The following is a 24,546-nucleotide window of genomic DNA, read 5'->3' on the forward strand; positions in this document are numbered from 1 at the left end:
CTGCTCCCGAAAAGCAAAGACCCGCCGCGGCGGGTCAATCAAAAAGTGTGGGCGAGGCCGAACTCAGATCTTCGGCAGGGTGACGCCGACCTGCCCCTGGTACTTGCCGCCGCGATCCTTGTACGAAGTTTCGCAGACTTCGTCGGATTCGAAGAAAAGTACCTGGGCGCAGCCTTCGCCGGCGTAGATCTTGGCCGGCAGCGGCGTCGTGTTGGAAAACTCCAGCGTCACGTAGCCTTCCCATTCCGGCTCGAAGGGCGTTACATTGACAATGATGCCGCAGCGCGCGTAGGTGCTCTTGCCGAGGCAGACCGTCAAGACGTTCCTCGGGATGCGGAAATATTCCATGGTCCGCGCCAGGGCGAAGGAATTGGGCGGAATGATGCAGTGGTCGCCATCCATCTCGACAAAGGAGTTGGAATCGAAATTCTTCGGGTCGACGATGGTCGAGTAGATGTTGGTGAATACCCGGAACTCGCGCGAGCAGCGGATATCGTAGCCGTAGCTGGAGGTGCCGTAGGAGACGATCTTGCGGCCGTCGATCTCGCGCACCAGCTCGGGCTCGAAGGGTTCGATCATTCCATGCTGGGCCGCCATGCGGCGGATCCACTTGTCAGACTTGATGGCCATGGTTCATCCGGGTAAGGGGAGTCAAGGGGGCGCAGTATACGGCCTAACTTTCCCGGAGGGAAAGCTAGGTCGTATCTCATTTTCACCCCCACCCCCATCCCCCGCCCCGGGGCGGGGGCCTGTATTGGCTCGCTACGCTCGAAGTAACTGGACAGATGCACTCCTCGCGCCGCCGTCAGGCAAGCAACCCGGCCAGCCGGGCCACGCCGGACCGGGGTGCGGCCCGCGCAATCCCCACCAGCGGGATTCCTGGCGCGTGGCGCGACAGGGTTTCCAGCGTCGCATCGAGCGTGACGGTCGAATCCGGCGTCTCATTGACCGCAATCGCCGTCACGCCAGCGCCGACTCCGGCAAGTGCCGCGATCGCCGTCAGCGTGTGGCTCAGGCTGCCCAGATAGCTGCCGGCCACCAGCACGCAGGGCAGGCCGCTGGCGACGATCCAGTCGCGCACGGTATGCGTTTCGTCGAGCGGCGCCATGACGCCGCCGACGCCTTCGACCAGCACCGGCCGATCCGGCGCAGCGGCAGCACGGCGGGTAAACCCGACCAGCTGCTCGAAGTCGACCCGGCGCCCTTCCAGCGCCGCCGCCATGTCCGGCGACAAGGGCGCGGCAAAGCGCCAGGGCGCGACGGCATCCAGTTCGGCAATACTCGCTTCGCGGCCCAGCGCGGCCAGCAAGGCGCCCGCATCGCTGGCGGCGGCCTGCGCCGGATCGAAACCGGACAGCACCGGCTTGAAGGCCGCCACGACTCGTCCCTCGGCCCGCCAATGGCGCAGCAGGACGCAGGCAAGCCAGGTCTTGCCGATGTCGGTACCGGTGCCGGTGATAAAATTCGCGCCCATTCGCCCTCCGCTGCGCCATTCTAGCCGGCGCGCCCTCCCGCCTCACATGTCCGACTGGCTTACCCCGGGACTCACCCACCTCTGGCTGCCCTACACGCAGATGCAGACCGCGCCGGCGCCGCTGCCGGTGGTTGCGACGCAGGGCGTGCGCATCCGCCTAGCCGACGGCCGCGAGCTGATCGACGGCATTTCCTCATGGTGGACCGCCTGCCACGGCTACAACCACCCGCACATTCGTGCCGCGATCGAGCGGCAGCTTGCGAGCCTGCCCCACGTGATGTTCGCCGGCCTGGTGCACGAACCGGCGGCGCGCCTCGCGCAGCGCCTCGCCGCGCTGCTGCCGGGCGACCTGGAGCGCGTCTTCTTCACCGAGTCCGGCTCGGTGGCGGTGGAAGTGGCGCTCAAGATGGCGATCCAGTACTGGCGCAACAAGGGGCAGGCGGAGAAGCAGCGCATCGTTTATTTCCGCCACGGCTACCACGGCGACACCTTTGCCACCATGGCGCTGTGTGACCCCGAGGAAGGCATGCACAGCCTGTTCGCCGGCGCCATGCCGGACCAGATCATGGCCGAACTGCCCAGCGACGAAACCATGCGGCGCGCCTTCGAGCTGCTGCTGGAAACCCACGGCGAGCGACTGGCCGCCGTGATCATCGAGCCGCTGGTACAGGGCGCCGGCGGCATGCAGATGCACGACGCGGCAACGCTGGCTTTCATCGCCGCAGCCTGCGCGCGACACAAGCTGCTGCTGATCGCCGACGAGATCATGACCGGCTTCGGCCGCACCGGCCGCATGTTCGCCTGCGAGGAGGCTGACGAGTTGACCAGCACGATACCCGACATCGTCTGCCTGTCGAAGGCGCTGACCGGCGGCACGCTGCCGCTGGCGGCCACCGTGGCGCGCCGCCATGTATTCGAAGCCTTCCTCGCCGACGATCCCGCCGCCGCCCTGATGCACGGCCCCACCTACATGGCCAATGCGCTGGCCTGCGCCGCGGCCAATGCCTCGCTCGACCTGTTCGAAAGCGAGCCGCGACTGGCTCAGGTGGCCGCCATCGAAGCGCAACTCGCGGCGGAACTCGGGCCCTGTCGCGATCTCGCCGGCGTCGCCGAGGTGCGCGTCAAGGGCGCCATCGGCGCGGTGGAACTCGCGGGCAGAATCGAACTCGACGCCCTGCGCCGCCGCTTCGCCGAGCTTGGCGTCTGGGTGCGGCCCTTCGGCAAGGTGGTGTATCTGATGCCGCCCTTCGTCATTGCCGCCGAGGACTTGACGACGCTGACCGCGGCGGTGCGCCAGGTACTGACGGAACGCGCCCGGCAGCTCTGAGATGGATGCGGAACTGGACGCCTTGCTACGAACACGTCTTGCAGAGTTGGACGCAGCCCATCGCCTGCGCCGCCTGCGCCCCTGGCATTGGGGCGACGGCTCCTTGCACGATGCCGACGGCCGCGCACTGATCGATGCCTCGTCCAACGATTACCTCGGCCTCTCGCAGCACCCGCTGGTCAAGGCCCGCGCCGCCGAATGGGCCGAGCGCCACGGCGCCGGTGCGCCGGCCTCGCGGCTGGTCACCGGCACGCGCGACATCACGCTTGCCCTCGAGCAAAGGCTGGCCGAGTTCAAGGGTTGCGAAGCAGCACTGCTGTTCTCCAGCGGCTTCCAGGCCAATGCCACGGTGATTCCGGCGCTGGCAAAAGTCGGCGCTGGTGACACGGCAAATGCGGCGGCGATTTTCAGCGACGAGCTCAACCACGCCAGCATCATCCACGGCGCACGCTTCGCGAAGTGCAACACGGAGATATTCCGCCACAACGACCTCGACCACCTCGATGAGCTTCTCGGCAGGCACTCGGCAAACCCCGGCCGCAAGCTGATCCTTACCGAATCGGTGTTCAGCATGGACGGTGACCGCGCCGACCTGGCGGCGCTGGTGCAACTGGCCGAGCGTCACGGCGCGGCGCTGTATGTCGACGAAGCGCACGCCAGCGGCGTGCTCGGTCCGCAGGGGCGCGGACTCGCGGCGGAATGTGGCGGCGTGGATGTCGTGATGGGCACGCTGGGCAAGGCCTTCGGTGCTTTCGGCGCCTACATCGCCGGCTCGCGGGCGCTGATCGACTGGCTGGTCAACCGCTGCGCTGGCTTCATCTACACCACGGCACTGCCGCCGGCGGTACTGGGCGCGGTGGATGCCGCGCTCGACCTGGTGCCTGGCATGGACGCGGAGCGGGCGCAACTGGCGCGAAATTCACAACGCTTGCGCGAGATGCTGGCGCAGCGCAACTACGACACGCTTGGCTCCAGCACCCAGATCATTCCGGCGGTGATCGGCAGCGACGCGGACGCGCTGGCCGCCGCCCGGCGACTCGAAGAGGCCGGTGTGCTCGGCGTCGCCATCCGCCCGCCGACCGTGCCCGAAGGCACCAGCCGGCTTCGCTTCACGCTCAACAGCCGGCTCGACGAACAAGGCATGCAGCGACTGCTGGACGCCGTCGCCGCCAGCCTGCCGCTCAGGTGTTGACGACCTTGATGCTGGGGAACTTGCTGGTGTGGTCCTTGGCCTTCTCGGCGATCTTCACCGCGATGCGGCGCGCGATGGTCTTGTAGATCACCGTCGCCGCGCCGTCCGGCTCGGCTTCGACGGTCGGCTTGCCGCCGTCCATCTGCATGCGGATCGCCATGTCGAGCGGCAGCGCGCCGAGCATCTCGACCTCGTAGTCCTTCGCCATCCTGTCGCCGCCGCCGGAACCGAAAATGTGTTCGGCATGGCCGCACTTGGAACAGATGTGGATGCTCATGTTCTCGACGATGCCGAGGATCGGGATGCCGACCTTCTCGAACATCTTGAGGCCCTTCCTCGCATCCAGCAGGGCGATGTCCTGCGGCGTGGTGACGATGATGGCGCCGGTCACCGGCACCTGCTGCGCCAGCGTCAACTGGATGTCGCCGGTGCCGGGCGGCATGTCGATGACGAGGTAATCGACATCGCGCCAGCGTGTTTCGGTCAGCAGCTGCGTCAGGGCCTGCGTCACCATCGGGCCGCGCCAGACCATGGGCTGCTCGGGATCGATCAGGAAGCCGATCGACATCGCCTGGATGCCGTGCGCGTCCATCGGTTCGAGGCTCTTACCATCGGCGGATTCCGGCCGGCCGGCCGGAATGCCCAGCATGGTCGGCAGCGAGGGGCCGTAGATGTCGGCATCGAGCAGGCCCACCGTGGCGCCTTCGGCCGACAGCGCCAAGGCAAGATTGACGGCGGTGGTCGACTTGCCGACGCCGCCCTTGCCGCTGGCCACGGCGATGATGTTCTTGACGCCGGGGATCAGCTTGACGCCCTTCTGCACCGCATGCGTCACCACTTTCGAAAACACGTTGGCGCTGACGTTGCCGATGCCCGGCAGTGTTTTCAGTTGCGCGATCACCGCCGCGCGCAGGCCTTCGATCTGGCTCTTGGCCGGGTAGCCGAGTTCGACGTCGAGCGCGACATCGCTGCCCGTGATCTTGATGTTCTTGACGCTGCGGCCGCTGACGAGGTCCTTGCCGGTGTTGGCGTCGACCACGGTCTTGAGCGCATCCTGGATGCTTTGTTCGTTGATGGACATGTGAGGCCTTTGCTGATGACGAAGAGTAGGAGGGATTTGTTCGGTGGCGGATTATCGCTCGGAACCCCATACCCGAGTGAATTAGTCGGGATTATATAATGATATATCAGGCTTGGCTTATTTGCCGGGAACGCCACTAGCGAATGCCGACCAGAAACGCCGCCGGCGGCATGATTGGAATGCCGCGCCATGGATGCATGTCCGTCAGGTGCGGATCGCTGGCAACGATCAACTCGGCCTCGGCGGCCTCGGCCAACGCGAGGAACTTGTTGTCCTTGGGATCGGGGCAATCACTTACCTCGCCGCTCACCGCAAACAATACTGAACGCTCGCGAAAGCCGTCGATAAACGTCTGGCGCAATGCTTTCGGGGCATAGCGATCAAATTTCCGGCGCAACAACACCGCCGCCAGTTCCGTCAGCGTTTCTTCACTGACGCATACATCGAAATACAACAACGCCTTTTCCAGCGCCAGCGCGGGAATCGATTGCGGACGAATCGCGGCGCTGATCAGCACGCCGGTATCGATGACGATGCGCCTATCGAAGCTCATGCACCAGGCGATTCACGTCGGCATCGGTCAGGTCGGCGACACTCGACGGCATCACCCGCGCCCGGTATTGCGAATACCACCGCGCAGCCTCTTCCCGACGCTTCTTCACATTCGCCAGGGCCTGCATATCTTGTTCCGAAACGACGTAGGCCACGGTCCGGCCACGGCGCGTAACCTCTATCGGCTCGCGCTGCGAACGATCGATCAATTCGCCAAAGCGGCTTTGCGCTTCGACCGATGTGACGGTAATCATCTGGTTCTCCTTGAACTAGCCAATATGGCCATATTAGCCATTTGACAACATTATGCAATGAAGGCCGCAAGCTTGTTTCCCTTCGTCCTCCGCAGCACCGGCGATGAAAGGCTAGCCGGAACTTCTTCGTCAGCCTTGTCCGGCGGCGATCCGGATCAGGCGCGGGCGGCGGGCGTCTCGGCCAGCGGCAACTCGACCCAGAACGTGCTGCCGAGGCCCTCGACGGACTCGCAGCCGATGCGGCCGCGCATTCTTTCCACCAGCCGTTTCGACATCACCAGCCCGAGGCCGGCGCCCTGGCTCGTCCCTTCTTCCAGGCCCAGTCGCGAAAAAGGCTGGAACAGTTCGCCGCGGCGCGATGCGGGGATGCCGGCCCCGGTATCGGCAATGCCGATGCGCAGGTAGGCCGCGCCGGCCGGTTCGCAGCTCAGGGTCACCGTGCCGCCCCGGCGGTTGAACTTGACGGCATTCGACAGCAGGTTCAGCAGCACCTGCCTGAGCAGCACGCGATCGGCCCAGACCAGCGACCCGGCATGGGCGTCGCATTCGTCGACCAGCGCCACGCCGCGCTGCCGCGCTTCCAGCTCGATGATCGACAGGCAGGGCCCGACCGCCTGGTCGATGCGCACTGGTTCGATGTTCAGCGTCTGCTCGCCGGCCTCGATGCGGCTCATTTCCAGGACCTGCGTCAGCAGGTCGCCAAGATGCTGTCCCGCCGTCAGGATGTGGCCGACGCCGTTCTGCTGCGCCGGGCCGAGCGGCGCCTGCCGGTCGGCGGCGAGCTGTTCGGCAAAGCCGATCACGGTATTCAGCGGCGTGCGGAACTCCTGGCCCATCGAACGCAGAAACACCGCCTTGGCGCGGGCGGCCTGCTCCGCCGCGTGCAGCGCTTCGCGCAGGTGCGCCTTCACCTGCGCCCGGCCGCGCGCCACGGTCACGCCGGCCAGCACCACCATCATGGCCGAGCCGAGCATCGAGGTCAGCATCAGCCCCGGCATTTCCGCCGGCGAAACGATGCTCGCCGGCAGCCAGTTCAGCACCGTCGCGAAATACAGCAGCACCAGCGCCACCGCCATGGCCACCCCCGTGACCAGCAGGATCGCGACGTTGCCAAAAGTGCTGAGCAGGGCCAGGTTGGCGAGAAAACCCGGCAGCGCGATCGAGTTGATGCCGCCGCTGATGAAGGCCCAGATCCCGACGATCACGATGCCGCCGATGTTGGTCAGGATCAGGCCCAGCGTGATGTCGGCCGTGACGCGGATCAGCACCGCGCCGAGGATCGGCGTGACGATGCCGGCGGCGAACAGTACGTACTGGGCCGGCGGCAGGCGGCCGCTCACCAGCAGGATGCCGACCAGCATCAGCGTGGCGACCAGCGAAATGGTCAGCAGTGCTTTCGCGATGCCGCGGTGGCGCGTGTCCTTGCGCGCATCGTCGCGGGCGTTCGGCGGTACAAGCCAGGTGATGACGTTCATTTGCGGGCAAGCCTCCCGGCCCTTGCGGGACCATCGTTATTCCATCGGCAAGCGCCGATTCTAGCCGCGCCGATTTCCGGCACATAGGACATATGACCGGTTCGGCAAGCAATTTCCGGGCGGGAAAGGCCCTGTCGGGAACAGGTGATTCCGGATGGGCGAAACGTCGCGGGCGTCGCCGTACCGTCAGCGCCGACTCCCGGGCTTGCCTTCGCCAGAAAGGTCCCGCGGTCCGGATCAACCGCAGTGAAGCGCGGGCCGGTGGCGATAGGTTTGTTGCGGGCCATGAAACCTCCTACGCTCGTATGTGCGGTTGGAGCCTTGTTATTCCATTTGGTTCACGGCACGATGGGGACATGAAAAGCATTTTTCCGCAGTTGCGTCAGTCCAGGAAGGATTCCCGATGAAATTGCCAACCCTGCTTCTGGTCAATGCGCTTGCCGGATTCGCATCGCTCTCGTTTGCCGCCGACGATCCGCGTTGCCTCGCGGAGTACAAGGCGGAGGAGGCGCGCATCATGCGCGATGCGGGGCAGGCCGCCAAGACAAATCCGCCGGGGCGCGACCTGAAGGCGCAGCAGCAAATCATGACCCCGGTCCACGATGCGCTGAAAGCCGCTTCCGAGAAGGCGGAAAACTGCAATCGGGAAGCCCGCGCCGCTGCTTACCGCGACAACAGGGCCGCCATTGACTTGCGTACCAGGCAGTGCACCGAAAAGGCCGATCGGCAGCTTGACGAACTGCGCAAGCGCAGTGGCGGTCGCGCCGAGTTGTCGCGCGACGAACAGATCGCACGGCGCAGCGGGGAGGACCGCATTCTCGATGAACGCATGGACTGCCTGCGCAAGGTTCAGTAAGCCGGGCCTTGCCCCGGTACAATGCACCCCTTGAGATGCGGCGGGCCGTACGCCTGCCGCCCGCCCCCGGAAAGACTGCATCATGACCCGCAAGATCCTCGTCACCAGCGCCCTGCCCTATGCCAACGGCGCGATCCACCTCGGCCACCTGGTCGAGTACATCCAGACCGACATCTGGACGCGCTTCCAGAAGATGCGCGGCCACGACTGCTGGTACGTCTGCGCCGACGACACCCACGGCACGCCGATCATGCTGCGCGCCGAGAAGGAGGGCATCACGCCCGAACAGCTGATCGCCCGCGTGCATGCCGAGCATTCGCGCGATTTCGCCGGCTTCCATGTCGCCTTCGACAATTACCACAGCACGCATTCGCCCGAGACGCGCCACTATTCCGAGGACATCTACGGCAAGCTCAAGGCCGCCGGCCTGATCGAGGTGCGCTCCATCGAGCAGTACTACGACCCGGTCAAGAACATGTTCCTGCCCGACCGCTTCATCAAGGGCGAATGCCCCAAGTGCGGCGCGAAAGACCAGTACGGCGATGCCTGCGAATCCTGCGGCGCGGCCTATGCCCCGACCGACTTGAAGAACCCCTACTCGGCGGTCTCCGGCGCGCAGCCGGTGCTGAAATCCTCCGACCACTATTTCTTCAAGCTCTCCGATCCGCGCTGCCAGGAGTTCCTGCGCCGCGCCACGCGCGAGGTCTGCAAGGCGCAGCCCGAGGCGATCAACAAGCTGCAGGAATGGCTCGGCGAGCCGGGCGAGAACAAGCTCACCGACTGGGACATCTCGCGCGACGCGCCCTACTTCGGCTTCGAGATTCCCGGTGCCCCGGGAAAATTCTTCTACGTCTGGCTCGACGCGCCGATCGGCTACATGGGTTCGTTCAAGAATTTCTGCGCGAAGAAGGGGCTGGATTTCGACGAGTTCTGGGGCAAGGGCTCGCAGGCCGAGTTGTACCACTTCATCGGCAAGGACATCCTCTACTTCCACGCCCTGTTCTGGCCGGCCGAGCTGGAACACGCCGGATATCGCACGCCGACCAGCGTCTTCGCCCACGGCTTCCTCACCGTCGACGGCGCCAAGATGTCCAAGTCGCGCGGCACCTTCATCACCGCCGAGAGCTATCTGGCGCAGGGCCTCAACCCCGAATGGCTGCGCTATTACTTCGCCGCCAAGCTGAACGGCACGATGGAGGACATCGACCTCAACCTCGAGGACTTCGTCGCCCGCGTGAACAGCGACCTTATCGGCAAGTACATCAACATCGCCAGCCGCTGCGCCGGCTTCATCACCAAGCGCTTCGACGGCAAGCTCGCCAGGGTCGAGCGCAACAGCATCATCGAGGAAATGGCCGGCGCGGCGGACGCTATCGCCCAGTACTACGAGGCCCGCGACTTCGCCCGTGCCGTGCGCGAGATCATGGCCCTGGCCGACAAGGCGAATGTCTTCATCGCCAACGCGAAGCCCTGGGAAGTGGCAAAGCAGGAGGGAAAGGACGAGCTTCTGCACAGCATCTGCACCGAAGGCCTCGCCATGTTCCGGCTCCTGAGCCTCTATCTCAAGCCGATCCTGCCCAAGCTGGTGCAGCGCGCCGAAGAGTTCCTCAACGTCGCCCCGCTGCATTGGCAGGACGCCGGCTTCCAGTTGCCGATCCATCACCTGATCAATCCCTACGAGCACCTGATGCAGCGCATCGATCCCAAGCTGACCGAGGCCCTGGTCGCCGCCAACCGCGAATCGCTGGAACCCGCGGCCGCGATCGCCGTAGCGCCAGCGCCGACTGTTGCAGAGCCGCACTCGCCGCAACGCCACGCCCAGCACCAGCAGGCGACCGAAGACAAGCAGCAGGGCCAGGCCAGCCCCGCCGCGCAGCACATTTCGATCGACGACTTCGCCAAGGTCGACCTGCGTGTCGCGCGCATCGCCGATGCGCGCCACGTCGAAGGCGCCGACAAGCTGATCCAGCTCACCCTCGACCTCGGCGCCGACGGCACGCGCAATGTCTTTGCCGGCATCAAGTCGGCCTACGATCCGGCGCAGCTGGTCGGCCGCCTCACGGTGATGGTGGCCAACCTCGCCCCGCGCAAGATGAAATTCGGCCTCTCCGAAGGCATGGTGCTCGCCGCCTCGGACACCGACGGCAAGTCGCCCGGGCTGTTCCTGCTGTCCCCGGACAGCGGCGCGCAACCGGGCATGCGGGTGAAGTAGGCGCACCGTGGCGGAGACTCGCCGCCTGGTCATCACCGGCCTGGTGCAGGGCGTCGGCTTCCGTTACGCGATGCTGGCGCAGGCCCGCCTGCTGGGCATCAACGGCTGGGTGCGGAATCGCCGCGACGGCAGCGTCGAAGCGGTGATTTCCGGCGACGCCAGGCAGGTCGAGGCGATGCTGGACTGGAGCCGCAACGGCCCGGCCGGCGCCTCGGTTGGCAATGTCATGAGCGAAGACGCCAGCGGCGATTACCGGGATTTCGAGCTGCGCCCGACCGCATGAAGGGATGGCGGCTTGTTATAATAGGCTTCAACTATTCAATCAACCCCTATCAGGAGTTCCCATGGCCGTACTCGTCGGCAAGCCCGCCCCCGACTTCACCGCAACCGCCGTTTTCGGCAACAACGAAATCAAGGAGCTGAAGCTCTCCTCCCTGCGCGGCAAGCATGTCGTGCTGTTCTTCTACCCGCTCGACTTCACCTTTGTCTGCCCCTCCGAACTGATCGCCTTCGACCATCGCCTGGCTGAATTCAAACAGCGCGGCGTCGAAGTCATCGGCTGCTCGATCGATTCCGAGTTCACGCACCTCGCGTGGAAGAACACCCCGGTGAACAACGGCGGCATCGGCCAGGTCGGCTATCCGCTGGTGGCCGACATCAACCACGCCATCTGCCAGGCCTATGACGTCGAAGCCGCCGGCGGCGTGGCTTTCCGCGGTTCCTTCCTGATCGACAAGGCCGGCGTGGTGCAGCACCAGGTGGTGAACAACCTGCCGCTGGGCCGCGACATCGACGAAATGCTGCGCATGGTCGATGCCCTGCAATTCGTCGAGGAACACGGCGAAGTCTGCCCGGCGGGCTGGAAGAAAGGCAAGAAGGGCATGAACGCCTCGACCGAAGGCGTCGCCAAGTACCTGGCCGAGAACGCCGCCGCGCTCTAAAAATACAGCACCCCCGGCCCCAACCGGAAAGCCGCTCCCCTGAAAAGGAGCGGCTTTTTTATGTCCCCGCTGAAAGCGGGGACGGTATCCCCCGGCGGGATATGTCCGCGCTCAAAGCGGGGACGGTATCCCCCCGCGGGATTGGCGTCGGCAAGCTTCCAGTCGTAGTCGCCGGGCATACGCGGAGCAGTTAGAATGCCGACGGGGTTCAAACGGGCCTTTCCATATCCGTAGCGGTGGCACGAAGATGAGTATCAAGCGGCTGTTCTTTGTTTTTCTCTCTGTTTGCAGTTCCCTGTGCTGGTCAGCCTGCCGGCAGCACGATGTCACCAAACCGTCCGACGTGAAGATCAAGGGCGATTCTGTGATGATCGTCGTGCACCAGTCGTCGACCTACGACGCGCGCTTCTCGACCAAGCGCGGCGTGGACGAGGCGGTGAGGTTCGCCAAGGACCGGAAGATCCCGGTCATCTACCTGCAGGACGACACGCCCGACGAGTTTTACTTCATGGCGGACTGCCACCCCGACTACTGGGTGTTCTCCGCCGGAGGAGAAGTCAGCTTCGACGTCACGCCGTCGCACGTGTATATCGTCGGCGGGCACTTGGAGTTGTGCATGTCGACAGCCCTTCACGACATCATTTACCAATGGTCAAAGCGGCCTGCGAGGAACTTCACGGTCACTTACCTGATGGACGCGATCTACTCGAACGGCAAGCTGATCGAACCCTCCGATCCCTTTTACAAGGATTTCTCCAGGTTCATGGACATCGTGACCTACGGCCGGCCCGGCGGCGAACACTGGCCAAAACTGAGCCTGCTCGAAACCATGGGGATCATCATCCGGGAGGATCACGAACTCGACTACCTCAAGAAAGTGCTGCCGCGCTGGGACACCACCTTTCCCGCCAACTACCGCGTCACGGTGAAACTGAACGACTCGGTGACCAAGGTGCTGCGCACGGCCCCGGGATGGCACCCGCCTACCGTGTTGTTTCATTTTGTCGATTCGGCCGAGACTCTTTCCAACCCACCCGCCCCGCGAGGCTACTGATGAAGAGTCGGCGCCGGCGGCACGGCGATCCGGCCATGACATAATCCTGCCATGCCCCGCCTGCATCGCGACATTCTTCTCGGCTTCGCCCTGATCTGCTCCCTTGCGATCAGCCTGATGTCGTCGAGCCTGCTGCGCTGGGCCGACCAATCCATCTACGACAGCCAGACGCGCTGGCTGCGCGCCCGGATGCCCTCGACGCTGCCGCAGGACGTGGTGGTGATCGGCGTCGACGAGGCCGCCTACGAATCGATCCCCGAGCCCTATGCCCTGTGGCACCGCCATCTGGGCGAACTGCTGACGGGATTGGCCGAGGCCAAACCGGGCGTGGTGGGGCTGGCCACGCCGCTGCCGGTGCGCTCGTATGACTTCCTGGTCAAGGGCATCGACGCGCCGCTGGTCGACGGCATCAGGCGCCTCTCCGCCGCGGCGCCGCTGGTGGTGGGGCAGCCGATGGGCATCGGTCGCCGGTTGCGGCCGATCGCGCCGGAGCTGCTGGCCGCCGCCGGCGATGGCGCCGTGGCCTCGCTGGCAATCTGCGAAGACCTCGACGGCACGGTGCGGCGCATCAACCAGAAACGCTGCATGACCGAGGACAAGCACGAACCCTTCGCCCATGCCATGGCGCGGCATCTCGGGCGCGAGGGCACGCTCGGCGGCATGATCGACTACAGCGCCGGCGGCGAAATCGAGTACATCCCCTTCCGCGAGGCACTGGGCTGGATCCGCCAGGGCCAGGGCGAACAACTCAGGAGCCGGGTGCAGGGGCGCGCCGTGGTGGTCGCCAGCCTGCTGCCGACCGAAACGCGCTACCGCCTGCCGGTATCGCTCGCGGCCTGGGAGCGCGGCAGTCGCACCGAACCGGGCGCCGTGGCGCATGTCCAGGCCTTGCGTTCGCTGCTCGGCCGCGGCCTGATCGAACGCATCTCCGAACCGCTGGCGCTGGTGCTGGCCAGCCTCGGCGCCCTGCTCTGGTTCGGCCGCAATGGCTGGCTCAAGCTGGCGGCGCTGCTCGGCGCCGGCACGGCGGTGATCGCCGGCTCCACCTATGCGATCTGGCAGGGCCACTACCTGCGCGCCGGAACCCTGCTCGCGATCATCCTGATGGCATTCCTGGCGCGCCTGGCCTGGGAGTCGGTGCGCCACTATCGGGAAAAGCAGTTGCTGCGCTCGGCCTTCGCCGGGCATGTCAGCCCGCAGGTGATGCGCGCCATCCTCGGCGGCACGCTGCAACCGGATGCCGATGGCGAGCGCACCCGGGTGACCATCCTGTTCGCCGACATCCGCGGCTTTACCGCGCGCAGCGAGAACTCGACCCCGGAAGCCATGATCGCGCTGCTGAACCGCTATTACGCCGAAGCCTCGGCGGCGATCCATGCCCGCGGCGGCGCCATCGACAAGTTCATCGGCGACGGCCTGATGGCGACCTTCGGCGTGCCGCAGCCGCTGCCCGCGCCGGAACGCAACGCGCTGGAAGCGGCGCAGGACATGCTGGTGCGCATCGCCCGGCTCAACACCGAGCTGGCCGCCGAAGGCCTGGCGCCGCTCGAAATCGGCATCGGCATCCACAGCGGCGAAGTGCTGGCCGGCTATGTCGGCTCGCGCAAGCGGCGCGATTTCACGGTGATCGGCGATCCGGTGAATACCGCCTCGCGGCTGGAGAGCATGAGCAAGACCGCCGGCTACCCGGTGATCTGCTCCAATGACGTGGCGGCGGCGGTCGGCTTCGCCGGCGGGCTGGTGGATCTCGGCACGCAGGAAATCAAGGGGCGCTCGCCGCTCCATGTCTGGGGCTGGAACCCGCCGCTGACCAGGCGCGTGAAGAAGGGCGCGGCGTGACCACGCCGGTGGAGTCGCGATTTTTCAGTTACACCGCGCTGGCATGGTTTGCCTCGACCCGCTGGGGCCGGTTGCGCGACCCGCAGATGCGCACCCAGCTGCATCGCCAGATCAATGCCGGTGGCATCGCCGCGCTGCCCGTTGTCGCCATTCTGGCCGCGCTGACCGGGGCGACCGCGGTGACCCAGGTCACCGCGCTGACCGGACAGGACAACGACCTGGCGCAGCGCCTGTTGTTCTTCGGGATTTTTTTCGAGCTGGCGCCGCTGCTCTCGGCGCTGGTGGTGCTGTCGCGCAGCAGCGCGGCAATCGCCTCCGAGCTGGCGGTGATGCATCTGTATGACGAGTTCACCGCCCTGCGCCGCATGGGCGTGCCGGCCGCCGACTACCTGCTGCTGCCGCGCATCCTCGGCCTGACGCTGGCCCTGCCGGCGGTGACCGTGTGCTTCCAGCTGATCGCCGTCGGCAGCGGCTGGCTCGCCGTCGCCTTGATCCAGAACCAGCCGCTGCCGCAGATCGCCGGGCACTTCCTCGACCTCGCCGACCCGTGGCTGCCGCTGGCCAGCCTGCTGAAGAGCGCGCTGATGGGGGCGGCCATCGCCATCATCGCCTGCCACCACGGCAGCAGCGCCGAGCGCTCGCCGGGAACGATCTCCACGGCCTCGATCCAGGCCGTCGGCAACGGCCTGATCGCGGTCTTCGTGATCGATGTGGGCTTCGCGCTGGTCGCCTATTTCCTGAAATGAAGCCGCTTGCGCGCGAACGACTGCTGCAGCGCCTGCAGGCGCGCACCGTATCGCTGGTGCGCCACCTCGGCGCGCGCGCCTACCTGGTTCTGGCCGCGATTTTTTCGCTGCTGATCGTCACCGACTCGGGCCTGCTCAACCTGGTGTCGGCCGCGGAAACCCGGCTCTTCGACCTGCTGATTTCGCATCGCATCAAGACGCCGCAGCCGGATCCCGGGATCGTGATCCTCGACATCGACGAGGCCAGCCTGGCCGGCATGGCGGTCGAGTATGGCCGCTGGCCCTGGCCCAACGCGGTGTTCGGCGAACTGGTGGATGCCATCGAGAAGCAGAAGCCGCGCGCGATCGTCTTCGACATCCTGTTTTCCGACCGCGACACGCAGCGGCCCGCCAGCGATGCCGCGTTCAACGAAGTCATCGCGCGTTCCGCCACGACCTTCTTCCCGATGCTGCGGCTCGATCCGCAAAACGACCGGCTGAGCCGCATCCCCACCGCGTTGCTGCCCGGCGTCAAGCCGCTGGCCGGCGGCGGCGATGCCACGGCGCATGTCGCCATGATCCTGCCCAAGGTGCCGGCGGCGATCGACAACGGGCGGCTGGGCACGCACCAGGTGACGCCGGACAAGGACGGCGTGATCCGGCGCTATCCGGCCTGGCTGGAACATGCCGGCTGGCGCATCCCGTCGCTGCCGCAGCGCATCACCGAGGAATTCGGCTACGCCGGCGTCGCGGGGCTGGACCGGCGCGAGGTGCTGCTCAACTGGCGCGGCCCGCCCTTCACCTACCGCTACGTCTCGCTGGTCGAGGTCTATCGGGACCTGAAGAGCGGCAAGCCGCAGCGGCCGGCCGACGAGTTCGCCGGCAAGATCATCGTCATCGGCTCCACCGCGCCCGCCCTGTTCGACGTCAAGGGCACGCCACTGGCACGCATCCATCCCGGCGTCGAAATCCTCGCCACCGCGATCGACAATTTCAAGAACGGCGACGCCCTGCACGAACGCCCTTCCTGGGTGATGATGGGTGCCGCGCTGCTGCTGATCTGGAGCATGGCGATCGCGCTCTACCGCCAGGTCCACATCGACGTGTTCGACACCGTGTTCGTGGTCCTGCAGGGCGGGCTGGTGCTGATCGCCTACACGGTGGTGAATCTTTCATCCTGGTACCTGGATACCTCGGCGCCGCTCTCGCTGGGCGTCATGTACTTCACCGTGGTCCGGCTCTACTACGGCGTCTATCACGGCTGGCTGGCCAACAGCCAGCAGAAGAACATGCTGGCCCTGCCCAGGGGCACCCGCCTGCTGGCGGTGCTGGCGCTGCGCCTGGAAGGCGCCAAAGCCGCGGAACGGCGGCGCCTCAAGGGTGAATTGGACCGCCTGGTCGCCGGTTCGAGACTGGGCGCCGGGCGCATTTCAAGGCTGATCGAAGACCCCGGCTTCGTCCAGGAGGTATTCGCCGAAACCATGCTGGTGTATTGGCTGCTGGAAGACACCGACGCCGACTGGCGCGCCGATGCCGCGCGCATCGAATCCGCCCTGCGCCGCGCGCGGCCGAAGCAGCACTGGAACCAGCGCCTGGTTTGCGCCGATCACGGCGCCGCAGTGACCTGGCAGACCACGGAAGAGTGGAAAGCCGCCGCCGCATCCATTATCCTTGCGGCATTGACCGCAACCCTCACGCCGTCGCCGGAGACCCCCCGATGAAACAGCTCGCCAGGATTTCGTTTTCCCTTGTGCTCACCGCCACCCTGGGCGCCACGCCGAGTTTGGCCCAAACCCCCGCGGCCAAGCCGGCGGCAGGCTCCGGCGCCGCGCTGCTGCAGCTCGACGACGGCCGCAGCGGTCGCGGCAACCTGATCGCCACGACCGGCGTGCGCGGCTTTTCCAGGCCCGAGTCGCCGACGGCGCATGCCCTGATCATGGCGATCGGCGACTATCAGGGCCCGATCCCCAAACTCGAAGGCGTCCCCTACGACGTCGCGACCTCGACCGAGATCGCCCAGCGCATGGGGGTTCCCGCCGGCAACATCAAGGTGATGCGCGATGGCCAACTGACGCTGGACGGCATGCGGCGCGCCTTGAGCGAACTCGAAGAACGACTGGGCGGCAGCGACCAGGTGTTCATCTACTACTCCGGCCACGGCGGGCGGCAGATGGTCAAGGAAGCGGACGGCAGCGAGCGCTGCGCCGAGTCGCTGGTTTCCGTCGACGGCCAGGGCTTCACCGACGCGGAACTGGAGGCCAGCCTGAAGCGGCTGTCGCAGAAGGCGCAGAAGACCATCGTGCTGATCGACGCCTGCCATTCGGGCGGCGTCACGACGCGCGCAGGCGCGGCGCAGCGGCAGTTCACGCCGAAGTCATGGACGCCGCCGGACAAGGACTGCGTCAAGCCGACCAACGTGCTGACCCGCGGCGCGGCCACGGCGAAAGCGGCGGGCAGCGGCGGCGCCAACTTCGTGCACATTGCCGCGGCGCGCGACCACGAGGTTTCGCTCGACGAACCCGGTCGCGGCGGCGTTGCCAGCCAGGCCTGGCTGGCCTGCCTGGCGGGCGCAGCGAAGGATACGGACGGCAGCGGCGGGCTCTCGGCCGAAGAAACGCGCATCTGCGCCCAGGACCGCATCAACCAGCAGTTCAGGAAAGTGCAGGGCTTCCTGCCCCACCACGTGGTCGTTACCGGCAATCCGGCGATGGTGCTGAGCTATGCGGCCAGGGATGTGCCTGCAGCCGCCGTGGCGCCAGCGCCGACTCCCGCGCCGACCGTCGCGACTTCGGCACCGGCTCCCGCACCGGTCGCGGCCCCGGCCGTCACACCCGCCGCCGCAAAGCCGGCGCCGCTGGCGGCGCTCAACGACATCTACCAGAGTCGCGACGACCGCCGCCTGGTCACGCTGACGACGGACAAGCCGACGCTGAAAATCGGCCGTGACAGCATCGGCTTCACGCTGACCTCGCGCGAAGGCGGCTATGTCTACCTGCTGATGGTGGGCTCCGACGGCCAGACCTTCGACCTGCTGTTCCCCAATGCCTTCGACCGCAACAACGTGATCGAGCCCGGCGCCACGCTGCGCCTGCCGCGCCCGTCGTGGCAACTCGGCGCCGAAGGGCCTCCGGGCAAGAACACCCTGCTGGCCATCGTCACCGACAATCCGCGCGATTTCAATGCGGCCGGGCTCAAGCCCTCCGGGCCGTTCTCCGTGGTCGGCGCGGTCGCCGCCAAGGACATCCAGCTGGTCACCGCCGGCGCGGCCAAGCCGGCCGCGGAGGAGTGCTCCGACCAATCGTCGCTGCGCAACATCGCCGTCAAGAAACGTTGTTCGACGGGCTATGGCGCCGCATTGCTGACGGTGGAAGAAGTCCGCTGATGCCGCCGAGCGTCCGCCTCGAACGGCGAACACTGGTGCTGAGCGTCGATGACGCGCAGCGCCTGGTGGTTCCGCTCGACCAGGGCGGCCGCCACCGCATCGTCGCGCCCGACGCCGCCAGCGTCGGCGAGATCGTGGCCGCGCTCGAAACCTGTCCCGGCGTCGGCGTGCTGCCGGCCAACGGCGGCCTGCTGGGCACCATGACCGTCGCCGAGAACTTTGCACTGGCCCTGCGCTACGGCGCCGACCCGCAGGACGATGCCGCCAGCGACTGGCAGCATGCCCTGCAACTCGCCCTGGAGATTTGCGGGCTGCCGCCGGAACGCATCCAGAGCATCGCCCGCGAACGGCCGCTCGGCCTCGCCCGCAGCGAGCGCTGGCTGATAGGATTCGTGCGCAACCTGCTGCGTCCGCCGGAATTGCTGGTGTTCGACCGGATCTTCGGCGGGCTGTCGCGCCGGCAGGCCGAAGCGGTGATCGCCCTCGAAGCTGTTTATCATGACTTTCATCCCTTCCGTCCGACCCTGTTCGTCGATGTCGATGCCCATGAGCTGCCTGCCGTGCCCGATTGCATGAACCGCCTGGATCTGGAGACGCTACCGCTGATGGCAACGAGTACCGCCCAATGATGATGAAACACGCGAAAAGCCAATTGAAGGCCCGCCCCTCATCCTCCCCTCGCGGGGAGGCTTCTGATCAGCGCGCTGCGCTCGGCTATCACCAGCCGCTCCGAACACGTTGTTTCACGCTGACATGTCCATGCTGATCGCCCAGGATCGCGAAGCCGAAGCGCTGCAACGCGGCACGCGCCGCTTCCTGCTGTTCGGGCTGCTGGCGGTGCTCGCCGTGATCGCCGCGATCCTCGTGCGCCAGGGCTTGTTCCGCCAGACCGCGACGCTGGGCTTCGTTGCCGATTCGGCGCAGGACATCAGCAAGGGGCAGGCGGTGAGAATTGCCGGCTTCCGCGTCGGCTCGGTCGTCAATGTGACCCTGCGGCCCGACGGCCAGGTCGAGGTGGGGCTCGAAATCGACGCCGACAAGCTGCGCTTCGTCACCCGCGATGCCGTGGTCGAACTGCGCAAGGAAGCGCTGATCGGCGCCGCCAACCTCGAGATCGTGCCCGGCCCCGACCGCAGCAAGCTGGCCGCCGACCAGGCCCGGCTGACCTTTTCGCGCGGCGAGAGCCTGACCGCCATGGCCAGCCAGTTGCGCGAGCAGATCGCGCCGATCCTGAAGGATGTCAAGACCATCACCGGCACCCTGGCCGATTCGCAGCAGGGGCTGCCCGCGACGCTCAAGCAGGTGCGCGACACCACCGGCGCGCTGCACACGCTGCTCGACACCGGCAACCGCCAGGTCGCGGGCGTCGGCACCGCCGCGACGCGCGTGCTGGGCAAGGCCGAGGAGGATCTGACGCACGTCGGCCGCACGCTGGAAACCACCAACAGCCGCCTGCCGGCCCTGCTCGACCGTACCCAGAAGGTCGTCGACCACGTCGAAAAAATCACGGCGGAGGCCGAGACCAGCGTGCCGCCGATCCTGCGCGACGGCGCCGCGGTGGCCGGCGATGCGCGCGAGATCGTCGCCGGCGCCAAGACCGCCTGGCCGATCCGCAACCTGGTCGACGCCCCGGCGCCGGCCAGGCTCAAGGCGGACAGCGATCCGCGCGCCCAGGGTGCAGAGAGTGCCGAGGCTACACATGGCGCGCGCTGAGTTGCGGGATTCGATCTGCGCCGCACTGCTCGCCGCGTTGCTGCTCGCGGCCTGCGGCTCGGCGCCGAAAGTCAGCGAACCGCTATTGCGCAAGCAGGCAGTGGAAGCCGAAGCCGATGGCGCGAAGCGATATGCGCGCGGCGACTACGCCGGCGCGGCGCGCCACTTCGGCGCCGCGAGCCAGTTGCAGCAAAGCCTCGACGACCCCGCGGCGGCCGCGCGCAACCAGCTCAACCAGGCGCGCGCCGAACTGGCGTTGGGCCAGGCCGAAGCGGCGCTGCATCGCGCGCAGCGCATCGCGCAAACGGAACTCGCGCTCGACAGCCTGCTGCTGCAGGCGCAGGCCAATCTGGCGCTGGGCAAACCCGCCGCGGTGCGGGCAAATCTCGATGCGGCCGCCGCGGCGTGTGCGACGAATTGCGCCCAGGCCGCCAGCCTGAACCTGCTGCAGGCGCGCGCGGCGCTGGCCGACAAGCGCATGGCGGATTCGCTGCGGCATGCCGAAGCCGCCCTGAAGCTGTTGCAGGACAAGGATGAAGCCGCCGAGACCGGGAACGCCTGGCGGCTGATCGCCACCGCGCGGCTTGCCGGCGATGATGCCGCCAACGCCCTGCCCGCTGCCCGCGCCGCACTCGACATCGACCGCCAACTCGCGCTGCCGGAAAAAATCGCCCGCGACTGGCTGTTGATCGGCGACATCCAGAGAAGAGTCGGCGCTGGCGACACGGCGCCCGCCTACCGCCGCGCGCTGGACGTGGCGACCGCCGCCGGCCTGACCGACATCGCCCGAATCGCCACCCAGGCGCTTGCCGACGTCACCACCAAGAAGGAAACTCCACGATGAAGCTCCCCTCCCGCGCCCTCGCCTGCCTGCTGATCCTCGCCCTCGCCACGCCCGGCATGGCGCAGTCGCCGACGCCGCCGGCGCCGACCGCACCACCCGCCGGCAGCGATGCGGGCGAGGAGCTGAAGCCGAAATTCATCTGGGGCATCCTCATCAAGTTCGCGGTGAATTACGCGATCTCGGCCTTCGGCAGCTACCTGATGGGCAAGCTCACCGAGCAGATCACGCCGCAGAACATCGCCAGCATGCTGCTGCGAAGCAAGAGCGCCAGCATCGTGCCGCTGGGCAGCGTCGGCGCCGGCGGGACGATGGGCGCGAAATCCGCCGGTGCGCCCGAGAACACCGTGGCGGGCGAGCCCACCACCCCGCTCAAGGTGGAAAACGGCCGCGAGAACTACCAGGCGGTGCACGTCGCCCTGATGAACTTCGACCGCGCCGGCAACGCGCTCGGCTTCGCCCCCGTGACCGCCGGCTTCCGGACCGGCGAGCGCTTCAAGCTGCGCGTGCTGCCGACCTTCGACGGCCTGCTGGTAATCGACAACATCAACCCGAAGAACCAGCGCAGGCAGATCTATCCGGCGCAGGCCGACAACGTGGTGAAGATCAAGGCCGGCGTCGAAATCATGATCCCGCTCGGCCAGGACGAATATTTCGAATTCACCGGCGCCACCGGCGACGAGCAGCTGGTGATCACCCTGCGCGACCCGCGCGCCTTCGGCGCCGCCGCCGCAACCGCGGTGGTGACGCGCAAGGATGAAAACAACGGCTCCAACTTCATGCAGGAACTGGCGCCGAACACCTATCCGGTGATTTCACAGGCGCTGAAACTGAAGCACGGCGGCTGAAGCGCCCCCCACCCCATCGAACCCAAGGACAAATGCATGATCGAAACCGCACGCGGCACGGTGCATGAATGGCAGCGCGACCACATGGGGCACATCAATGTGCGCGCCTACATGGAGTTTTTCGAGGAAGCCTGCTGGCAGTTCTACGCCATGCTCGGCATGACGCCCTCGCTGCTGCGCAGCGCTGCCCTGCATCTGGCGGCGGTGCAGCAGAACATCGGCTACCGCAAGGAGCTCTACCCCGGCGACACCATCATGGTGCGCACCGGGGTGCTGGAAATGCGCGAGAAGGTGCTGCGCTTCCGCCATGAGCTGGTGAATACCGAAACGATGGATGTCTGCGCCACCTGCGACTTCACCGTGGTCTGCCTCAACCCGGCAAGCCGCAAGTCGCAAGCCTTTCCGCCGGACGTCGCGGCGGGCGCCCGCGCACTGATCCTGCCCGAAACGGCCTGAAACCCTGCCCTGAATCGCACCCATGAAAAAAAACACCACCGCGGAAACTCCGCTCGAGTTCGAACCCGAATTCGTTGCCGGCCTGGCGAAAATCTTTGAGGAAATGATCGCCTTCAACCAGGTCCTCGGCTTGAAGATCGACTCGATCAGGCCGGGCGGCGTCGCGGGACGCATCGCCATGCGCCGCGAACTGGTCGGCAGCCCGAATCGGCTCCATGGCGGCGTCATCAGCGCCGGGCTCGACGCCATGGGCGGCCTGGCCGTGATGGCCGCGATCGGCGCGCGCCACATGGACGAGGCGCCGGCCCAGCGCCTGCATCGCTTCGGCAAGCTGGGCACCATCGACCTGCGGATCGACTACCTGCGCCCCGGCATCGGCGACCACTTCGAACTGCGCGCGGAAGTGCTGCGCCTCGGCTCGCGCGTGGCGACCACGCGCATGGAATTTCTTGGCGCCGACGGAAAACTGCTGTCGACCGGGGCGGGGGCGTATATCGTTTCGTGAGTCGGTGTCAGTGCCGGAGCCCGGCCGTCACGGCATCAACGCGGGCCGCGACGAACCGCGCTGAGTTCGAGGGTTTCCTTGAACTTGAATCTGTTCCCCCGCAGCTCCGCGCTCTGCTTCAGCAGGCGGCGCTGCTCCTTCGAATACCAGATGGTCACCGGGCCAGTGATGCTGCCACCGCCGATCCCGGCGTGAATCGTGCCTTCGAGACGAATGGCGTCGAAGGTGCCGGCCGGAGTCGTCAGCTTTTCGATTCCCGTCACCTTGAGGCTGATCCGGCAAAAGGCGCCAGCGCTTGTGCACAGGCTGCCGCCGCCTTCGACCACCAGGTTTGAAACCTCGTCGCCGTTCCAGTGCGGTGCGAACATGAACTCGGCCTCGTTGGGCGTTCCCAGCGCCGCCGCGCGCGGCCCGAAAACCCAGCTGATTCCGGGCCTGCCATTCCAGACGATCTCTTCCAGCACACCTTCCGGCGAAACGGCCTTGACCCGCAACACCAGTTTCTGCATTTTGTCGAACATCTCGTCCCTGGCTACATACTCCCACTCGTCGCCGGGCGCGTTCGAGAGGGCTGCAAGCACCAGCTCCGATGGCTTTGAACCGGCGCCGGCACTCGTGGTTGGCGCAATCGACGCCAGCTGGATCGGCTTTTCGGCAGCCGGCTTTTGGATCTGGGCAGCCGCCGGGGTCGCGTTCGATGCCGGTGTTGCAGCGGCAAGCCGCGCCGCGCGCTCGGCTTCCAGTGCAGCGGTCTGCCTGGCCAGCGCCTCCTTCAGCATCTTGTCCATCGACGCCTGCATCTCGGCCCGATCCCGCGCCGCCTGTTCGTTGGCCTTCTTGAGCGCTTCCGCCATGGCCCGCTCGCTGGCTTCCTGCTGCGCCTTCAGGGATTTCTGGAGTTCCGCCTTTTCCTTTGCCGCCTGTTCGTTGGTGCGCCGCATGGCTTCCAGCACGGCTTTCTCCACGGCCTCCTGCTGCAGCTTCGAGTTATCGGCAGGATCGGCCGCCTTGAAATAAAAATCGCCATCGAGCGAACCGTAGCGCCACGGCTCCTGCTGGCCCTTGGTCTCCGCCTTGACGCCCTGCTGCACCTTGCGCAACAGTTGCTCGATTTCGACGCCGCTCGGGTTTTCCAGTGCCGCCAGCAAGGCGTTGGTATAGGGGCTGTGCTTGCCTTCCCCGTCGGCGGCCGTGTTGCCATGTTTGGTGGCGAAGGAAATCAGCGTCCCGGTGGCTTCGACCGGCGCCGCCATGCCGCGTGATCCGCCGCGACTGAAGCTGCGCGACAGCGGATTGTCGCGGCAGGCGTCGAAGAACACCAGCTTGACCCGGGCATCGCCCATGTCGTCGATGACATCGTCCATCCTGACCATGTCGCGCTTGAGATCTTTTTCGCTGCGCGGATTGGCGTCGATGGGGACGAGATAGTTGCTGCCCCCCACCTGTATGCCGTGGCCGGCATAGAACAGTGCCGCCACGCCGGCCTTTTCGGCCTTGCCGCTGAAGCGCCGCAGCATCCCGTCGATGTCGGCCTTGGTCGCATCGAGCTTGAGTTCGACGTCGAAGCCGAGTTTTTTCAGGGCACCGGCCATGACCGTCGCATCGTTCTTCGGATTGGCCAGGGCGCCGGATGGATAGTTGCTGTTGCCGATGACGATGGCAACCCGGCCGGCCTTTTCCTGGACCGACGCGACGGCAAGCGTGCGCGACGGCTCGGCGCTGCCTCCGGGGCCGGAGAAGATGCCCTGGATGCCAAGCAGAACCAAAAAGGACAGCCACCTGACGCGCTTCATGTGTTTCGCCTGACGGGGTGCTCGCG

At 66.4% G+C, this 24,546-nt stretch carries 24 protein-coding genes; 17 read left to right on the top strand and 7 right to left on the bottom strand.

Annotation, left to right across the window (positions count from 1 at the left end):
* Window positions 1-63: 63 nt before the first annotated feature.
* Together dcd and bioD are read right to left on the bottom strand one after the other, a co-directional pair.
* On the bottom strand, window positions 64-630 hold the full coding sequence (dcd, locus tag SUTH_RS15830; RefSeq protein WP_041100604.1) for a dCTP deaminase: 567 nt from the start codon (window positions 628-630) through the stop codon (window positions 64-66).
* 175 nt (window positions 631-805) lie between these two features.
* On the bottom strand, window positions 806-1,474 hold the full coding sequence (gene bioD / locus SUTH_RS15835; RefSeq protein ID WP_041100606.1) for a dethiobiotin synthase: 669 nt from the start codon (window positions 1,472-1,474) through the stop codon (window positions 806-808).
* Between the two features lie 46 nt (window positions 1,475-1,520).
* Between bioD and SUTH_RS15840 the strand changes: the two genes are divergently transcribed.
* Both SUTH_RS15840 and bioF read left to right on the top strand, forming a co-directional pair.
* The gene (locus SUTH_RS15840; protein ID WP_041100608.1) at window positions 1,521-2,801 is read left to right on the top strand and encodes an adenosylmethionine--8-amino-7-oxononanoate transaminase; all 1,281 of its coding nucleotides are present in this window, start codon (window positions 1,521-1,523) and stop codon (window positions 2,799-2,801) included.
* Window positions 2,802-2,847: 46 nt separating this feature from the next.
* Window positions 2,848-3,993 carry an 8-amino-7-oxononanoate synthase gene (gene bioF, locus SUTH_RS15845; RefSeq protein ID WP_197539605.1) on the top strand — a complete coding sequence of 382 codons (1,146 nt, stop codon included), beginning with the start codon at window positions 2,848-2,850 and terminating at the stop codon, window positions 3,991-3,993.
* On the opposite strand, the gene apbC is transcribed toward bioF, so the two are convergent.
* The 4 genes from apbC to SUTH_RS18685 all read right to left on the bottom strand — a co-directional run bounded on the left by apbC (window position 3,983) and on the right by SUTH_RS18685 (window position 7,355).
* Window positions 3,983-5,074, bottom strand: a complete 1,092-nt coding sequence (apbC, locus tag SUTH_RS15850; RefSeq protein ID WP_041100612.1) for an iron-sulfur cluster carrier protein ApbC — start codon at window positions 5,072-5,074, stop codon at window positions 3,983-3,985. The two genes, bioF and apbC, sit on opposite strands and share 11 nt — an antisense overlap.
* A 136-nt stretch (window positions 5,075-5,210) precedes the next feature.
* Window positions 5,211-5,591, bottom strand: coding sequence for a putative toxin-antitoxin system toxin component, PIN family (locus SUTH_RS15855; RefSeq protein ID WP_231851035.1), 381 nt, complete (start codon window positions 5,589-5,591; stop codon window positions 5,211-5,213).
* A 22-nt stretch (window positions 5,592-5,613) separates the two neighbouring features.
* Window positions 5,614-5,880 carry a type II toxin-antitoxin system Phd/YefM family antitoxin gene (locus SUTH_RS15860; protein ID WP_041100616.1) on the bottom strand — a complete coding sequence of 89 codons (267 nt, stop codon included), beginning with the start codon at window positions 5,878-5,880 and terminating at the stop codon, window positions 5,614-5,616.
* A 155-nt stretch (window positions 5,881-6,035) separates the two neighbouring features.
* Window positions 6,036-7,355 carry a sensor histidine kinase gene (locus SUTH_RS18685; RefSeq protein WP_052473710.1) on the bottom strand — a complete coding sequence of 440 codons (1,320 nt, stop codon included), beginning with the start codon at window positions 7,353-7,355 and terminating at the stop codon, window positions 6,036-6,038.
* 403 nt (window positions 7,356-7,758) lie between these two features.
* Here SUTH_RS18685 and SUTH_RS15870 point away from each other — a divergent pair, with 403 nt between their 5' ends.
* The 15 genes from SUTH_RS15870 to SUTH_RS15945 all read left to right on the top strand — a co-directional run bounded on the left by SUTH_RS15870 (window position 7,759) and on the right by SUTH_RS15945 (window position 22,727).
* Entirely contained in the window at window positions 7,759-8,211 is a 453-nt protein-coding gene (locus SUTH_RS15870; protein ID WP_041100618.1) for a hypothetical protein, read from the top strand.
* An 82-nt stretch (window positions 8,212-8,293) separates the two neighbouring features.
* On the top strand, window positions 8,294-10,423 hold the full coding sequence (gene metG, locus SUTH_RS15875) for a methionine--tRNA ligase (RefSeq protein ID WP_041100620.1): 2,130 nt from the start codon (window positions 8,294-8,296) through the stop codon (window positions 10,421-10,423).
* Window positions 10,424-10,430: 7 nt separating this feature from the next.
* Window positions 10,431-10,706 carry an acylphosphatase gene (locus SUTH_RS15880; RefSeq protein ID WP_041100622.1) on the top strand — a complete coding sequence of 92 codons (276 nt, stop codon included), beginning with the start codon at window positions 10,431-10,433 and terminating at the stop codon, window positions 10,704-10,706.
* A 61-nt stretch (window positions 10,707-10,767) separates the two neighbouring features.
* Window positions 10,768-11,364: a peroxiredoxin gene (locus tag SUTH_RS15885; protein WP_041100624.1), complete on the top strand. Its 597-nt coding sequence runs from the start codon at window positions 10,768-10,770 to the stop codon at window positions 11,362-11,364.
* Between the two features lie 247 nt (window positions 11,365-11,611).
* Complete coding sequence (locus SUTH_RS15895; protein ID WP_041100628.1) at window positions 11,612-12,418, top strand: hypothetical protein; 807 nt, start codon at window positions 11,612-11,614, stop codon at window positions 12,416-12,418.
* A 51-nt stretch (window positions 12,419-12,469) separates the two neighbouring features.
* Entirely contained in the window at window positions 12,470-14,257 is a 1,788-nt protein-coding gene (locus tag SUTH_RS18690) for an adenylate/guanylate cyclase domain-containing protein (RefSeq protein WP_052473711.1), read from the top strand.
* The gene (locus SUTH_RS15905) at window positions 14,254-15,003 is read left to right on the top strand and encodes an ABC transporter permease (protein ID WP_148312956.1); all 750 of its coding nucleotides are present in this window, start codon (window positions 14,254-14,256) and stop codon (window positions 15,001-15,003) included. Before SUTH_RS18690 ends, SUTH_RS15905 begins: the two co-directional genes overlap by 4 nt.
* Complete coding sequence (locus SUTH_RS15910; RefSeq protein WP_052473712.1) at window positions 15,000-16,703, top strand: CHASE2 domain-containing protein; 1,704 nt, start codon at window positions 15,000-15,002, stop codon at window positions 16,701-16,703. The genes SUTH_RS15905 and SUTH_RS15910 overlap by 4 nt, the downstream gene beginning before the upstream one ends.
* Entirely contained in the window at window positions 16,700-18,364 is a 1,665-nt protein-coding gene (locus SUTH_RS15915) for a caspase family protein (RefSeq protein WP_084207454.1), read from the top strand. The genes SUTH_RS15910 and SUTH_RS15915 overlap by 4 nt, the downstream gene beginning before the upstream one ends.
* Window positions 18,364-18,993 (top strand): P-loop NTPase family protein, encoded by a 630-nt coding sequence (locus SUTH_RS15920; RefSeq protein ID WP_041100634.1) that lies wholly within the window; start codon window positions 18,364-18,366, stop codon window positions 18,991-18,993. The genes SUTH_RS15915 and SUTH_RS15920 overlap by 1 nt, the downstream gene beginning before the upstream one ends.
* Window positions 18,994-19,117: 124 nt before the next feature.
* A complete protein-coding gene (locus SUTH_RS15925; RefSeq protein WP_041100636.1) occupies window positions 19,118-20,077 on the top strand; it encodes an MlaD family protein in 960 nt (319 codons plus the stop codon).
* A complete protein-coding gene (locus SUTH_RS15930) occupies window positions 20,064-20,921 on the top strand; it encodes a hypothetical protein (RefSeq protein ID WP_041100638.1) in 858 nt (285 codons plus the stop codon). The genes SUTH_RS15925 and SUTH_RS15930 overlap by 14 nt, the downstream gene beginning before the upstream one ends.
* Window positions 20,918-21,766 (top strand): DUF4384 domain-containing protein, encoded by an 849-nt coding sequence (locus SUTH_RS15935; protein WP_041100640.1) that lies wholly within the window; start codon window positions 20,918-20,920, stop codon window positions 21,764-21,766. Before SUTH_RS15930 ends, SUTH_RS15935 begins: the two co-directional genes overlap by 4 nt.
* A gap of 36 nt (window positions 21,767-21,802) precedes the next feature.
* Entirely contained in the window at window positions 21,803-22,222 is a 420-nt protein-coding gene (locus SUTH_RS15940; RefSeq protein WP_052473713.1) for an acyl-CoA thioesterase, read from the top strand.
* A 22-nt stretch (window positions 22,223-22,244) separates the two neighbouring features.
* Entirely contained in the window at window positions 22,245-22,727 is a 483-nt protein-coding gene (locus tag SUTH_RS15945) for a thioesterase family protein (protein WP_041100642.1), read from the top strand.
* Between the two features lie 35 nt (window positions 22,728-22,762).
* Here SUTH_RS15945 and SUTH_RS18695 read toward each other — a convergent pair whose 3' ends face one another.
* A complete protein-coding gene (locus tag SUTH_RS18695) occupies window positions 22,763-24,520 on the bottom strand; it encodes a caspase family protein (RefSeq protein ID WP_052473714.1) in 1,758 nt (585 codons plus the stop codon).
* Window positions 24,521-24,546 lie beyond the last annotated feature (26 nt).

It is taken from the genome of Sulfuritalea hydrogenivorans sk43H (assembly GCF_000828635.1).
GTDB classification, from domain to species: domain Bacteria; phylum Pseudomonadota; class Gammaproteobacteria; order Burkholderiales; family Rhodocyclaceae; genus Sulfuritalea; species Sulfuritalea hydrogenivorans.

Coding starts and splice junctions, on each gene's coding strand:
- dcd (WP_041100604.1), bottom strand. CDS start 630: ATGGCCATCAAGTCTGACAAGTGGATCCGCCGCATGGCGGCCCAGCAT.
- bioD (WP_041100606.1), bottom strand. CDS start 1,474: ATGGGCGCGAATTTTATCACCGGCACCGGTACCGACATCGGCAAGACC.
- SUTH_RS15840 (WP_041100608.1), top strand. CDS start 1,521: ATGTCCGACTGGCTTACCCCGGGACTCACCCACCTCTGGCTGCCCTAC.
- apbC (WP_041100612.1), bottom strand. CDS start 5,074: ATGTCCATCAACGAACAAAGCATCCAGGATGCGCTCAAGACCGTGGTC.
- SUTH_RS15860 (WP_041100616.1), bottom strand. CDS start 5,880: ATGATTACCGTCACATCGGTCGAAGCGCAAAGCCGCTTTGGCGAATTG.
- SUTH_RS18685 (WP_052473710.1), bottom strand. CDS start 7,355: ATGAACGTCATCACCTGGCTTGTACCGCCGAACGCCCGCGACGATGCG.
- SUTH_RS15870 (WP_041100618.1), top strand. CDS start 7,759: ATGAAATTGCCAACCCTGCTTCTGGTCAATGCGCTTGCCGGATTCGCA.
- metG (WP_041100620.1), top strand. CDS start 8,294: ATGACCCGCAAGATCCTCGTCACCAGCGCCCTGCCCTATGCCAACGGC.
- SUTH_RS15885 (WP_041100624.1), top strand. CDS start 10,768: ATGGCCGTACTCGTCGGCAAGCCCGCCCCCGACTTCACCGCAACCGCC.
- SUTH_RS15895 (WP_041100628.1), top strand. CDS start 11,612: ATGAGTATCAAGCGGCTGTTCTTTGTTTTTCTCTCTGTTTGCAGTTCC.
- SUTH_RS18690 (WP_052473711.1), top strand. CDS start 12,470: ATGCCCCGCCTGCATCGCGACATTCTTCTCGGCTTCGCCCTGATCTGC.
- SUTH_RS15910 (WP_052473712.1), top strand. CDS start 15,000: ATGAAGCCGCTTGCGCGCGAACGACTGCTGCAGCGCCTGCAGGCGCGC.
- SUTH_RS15915 (WP_084207454.1), top strand. CDS start 16,700: ATGAAACAGCTCGCCAGGATTTCGTTTTCCCTTGTGCTCACCGCCACC.
- SUTH_RS15920 (WP_041100634.1), top strand. CDS start 18,364: ATGCCGCCGAGCGTCCGCCTCGAACGGCGAACACTGGTGCTGAGCGTC.
- SUTH_RS15925 (WP_041100636.1), top strand. CDS start 19,118: ATGTCCATGCTGATCGCCCAGGATCGCGAAGCCGAAGCGCTGCAACGC.
- SUTH_RS15930 (WP_041100638.1), top strand. CDS start 20,064: ATGGCGCGCGCTGAGTTGCGGGATTCGATCTGCGCCGCACTGCTCGCC.
- SUTH_RS15935 (WP_041100640.1), top strand. CDS start 20,918: ATGAAGCTCCCCTCCCGCGCCCTCGCCTGCCTGCTGATCCTCGCCCTC.
- SUTH_RS15940 (WP_052473713.1), top strand. CDS start 21,803: ATGATCGAAACCGCACGCGGCACGGTGCATGAATGGCAGCGCGACCAC.
- SUTH_RS15945 (WP_041100642.1), top strand. CDS start 22,245: ATGAAAAAAAACACCACCGCGGAAACTCCGCTCGAGTTCGAACCCGAA.
- SUTH_RS18695 (WP_052473714.1), bottom strand. CDS start 24,520: ATGAAGCGCGTCAGGTGGCTGTCCTTTTTGGTTCTGCTTGGCATCCAG.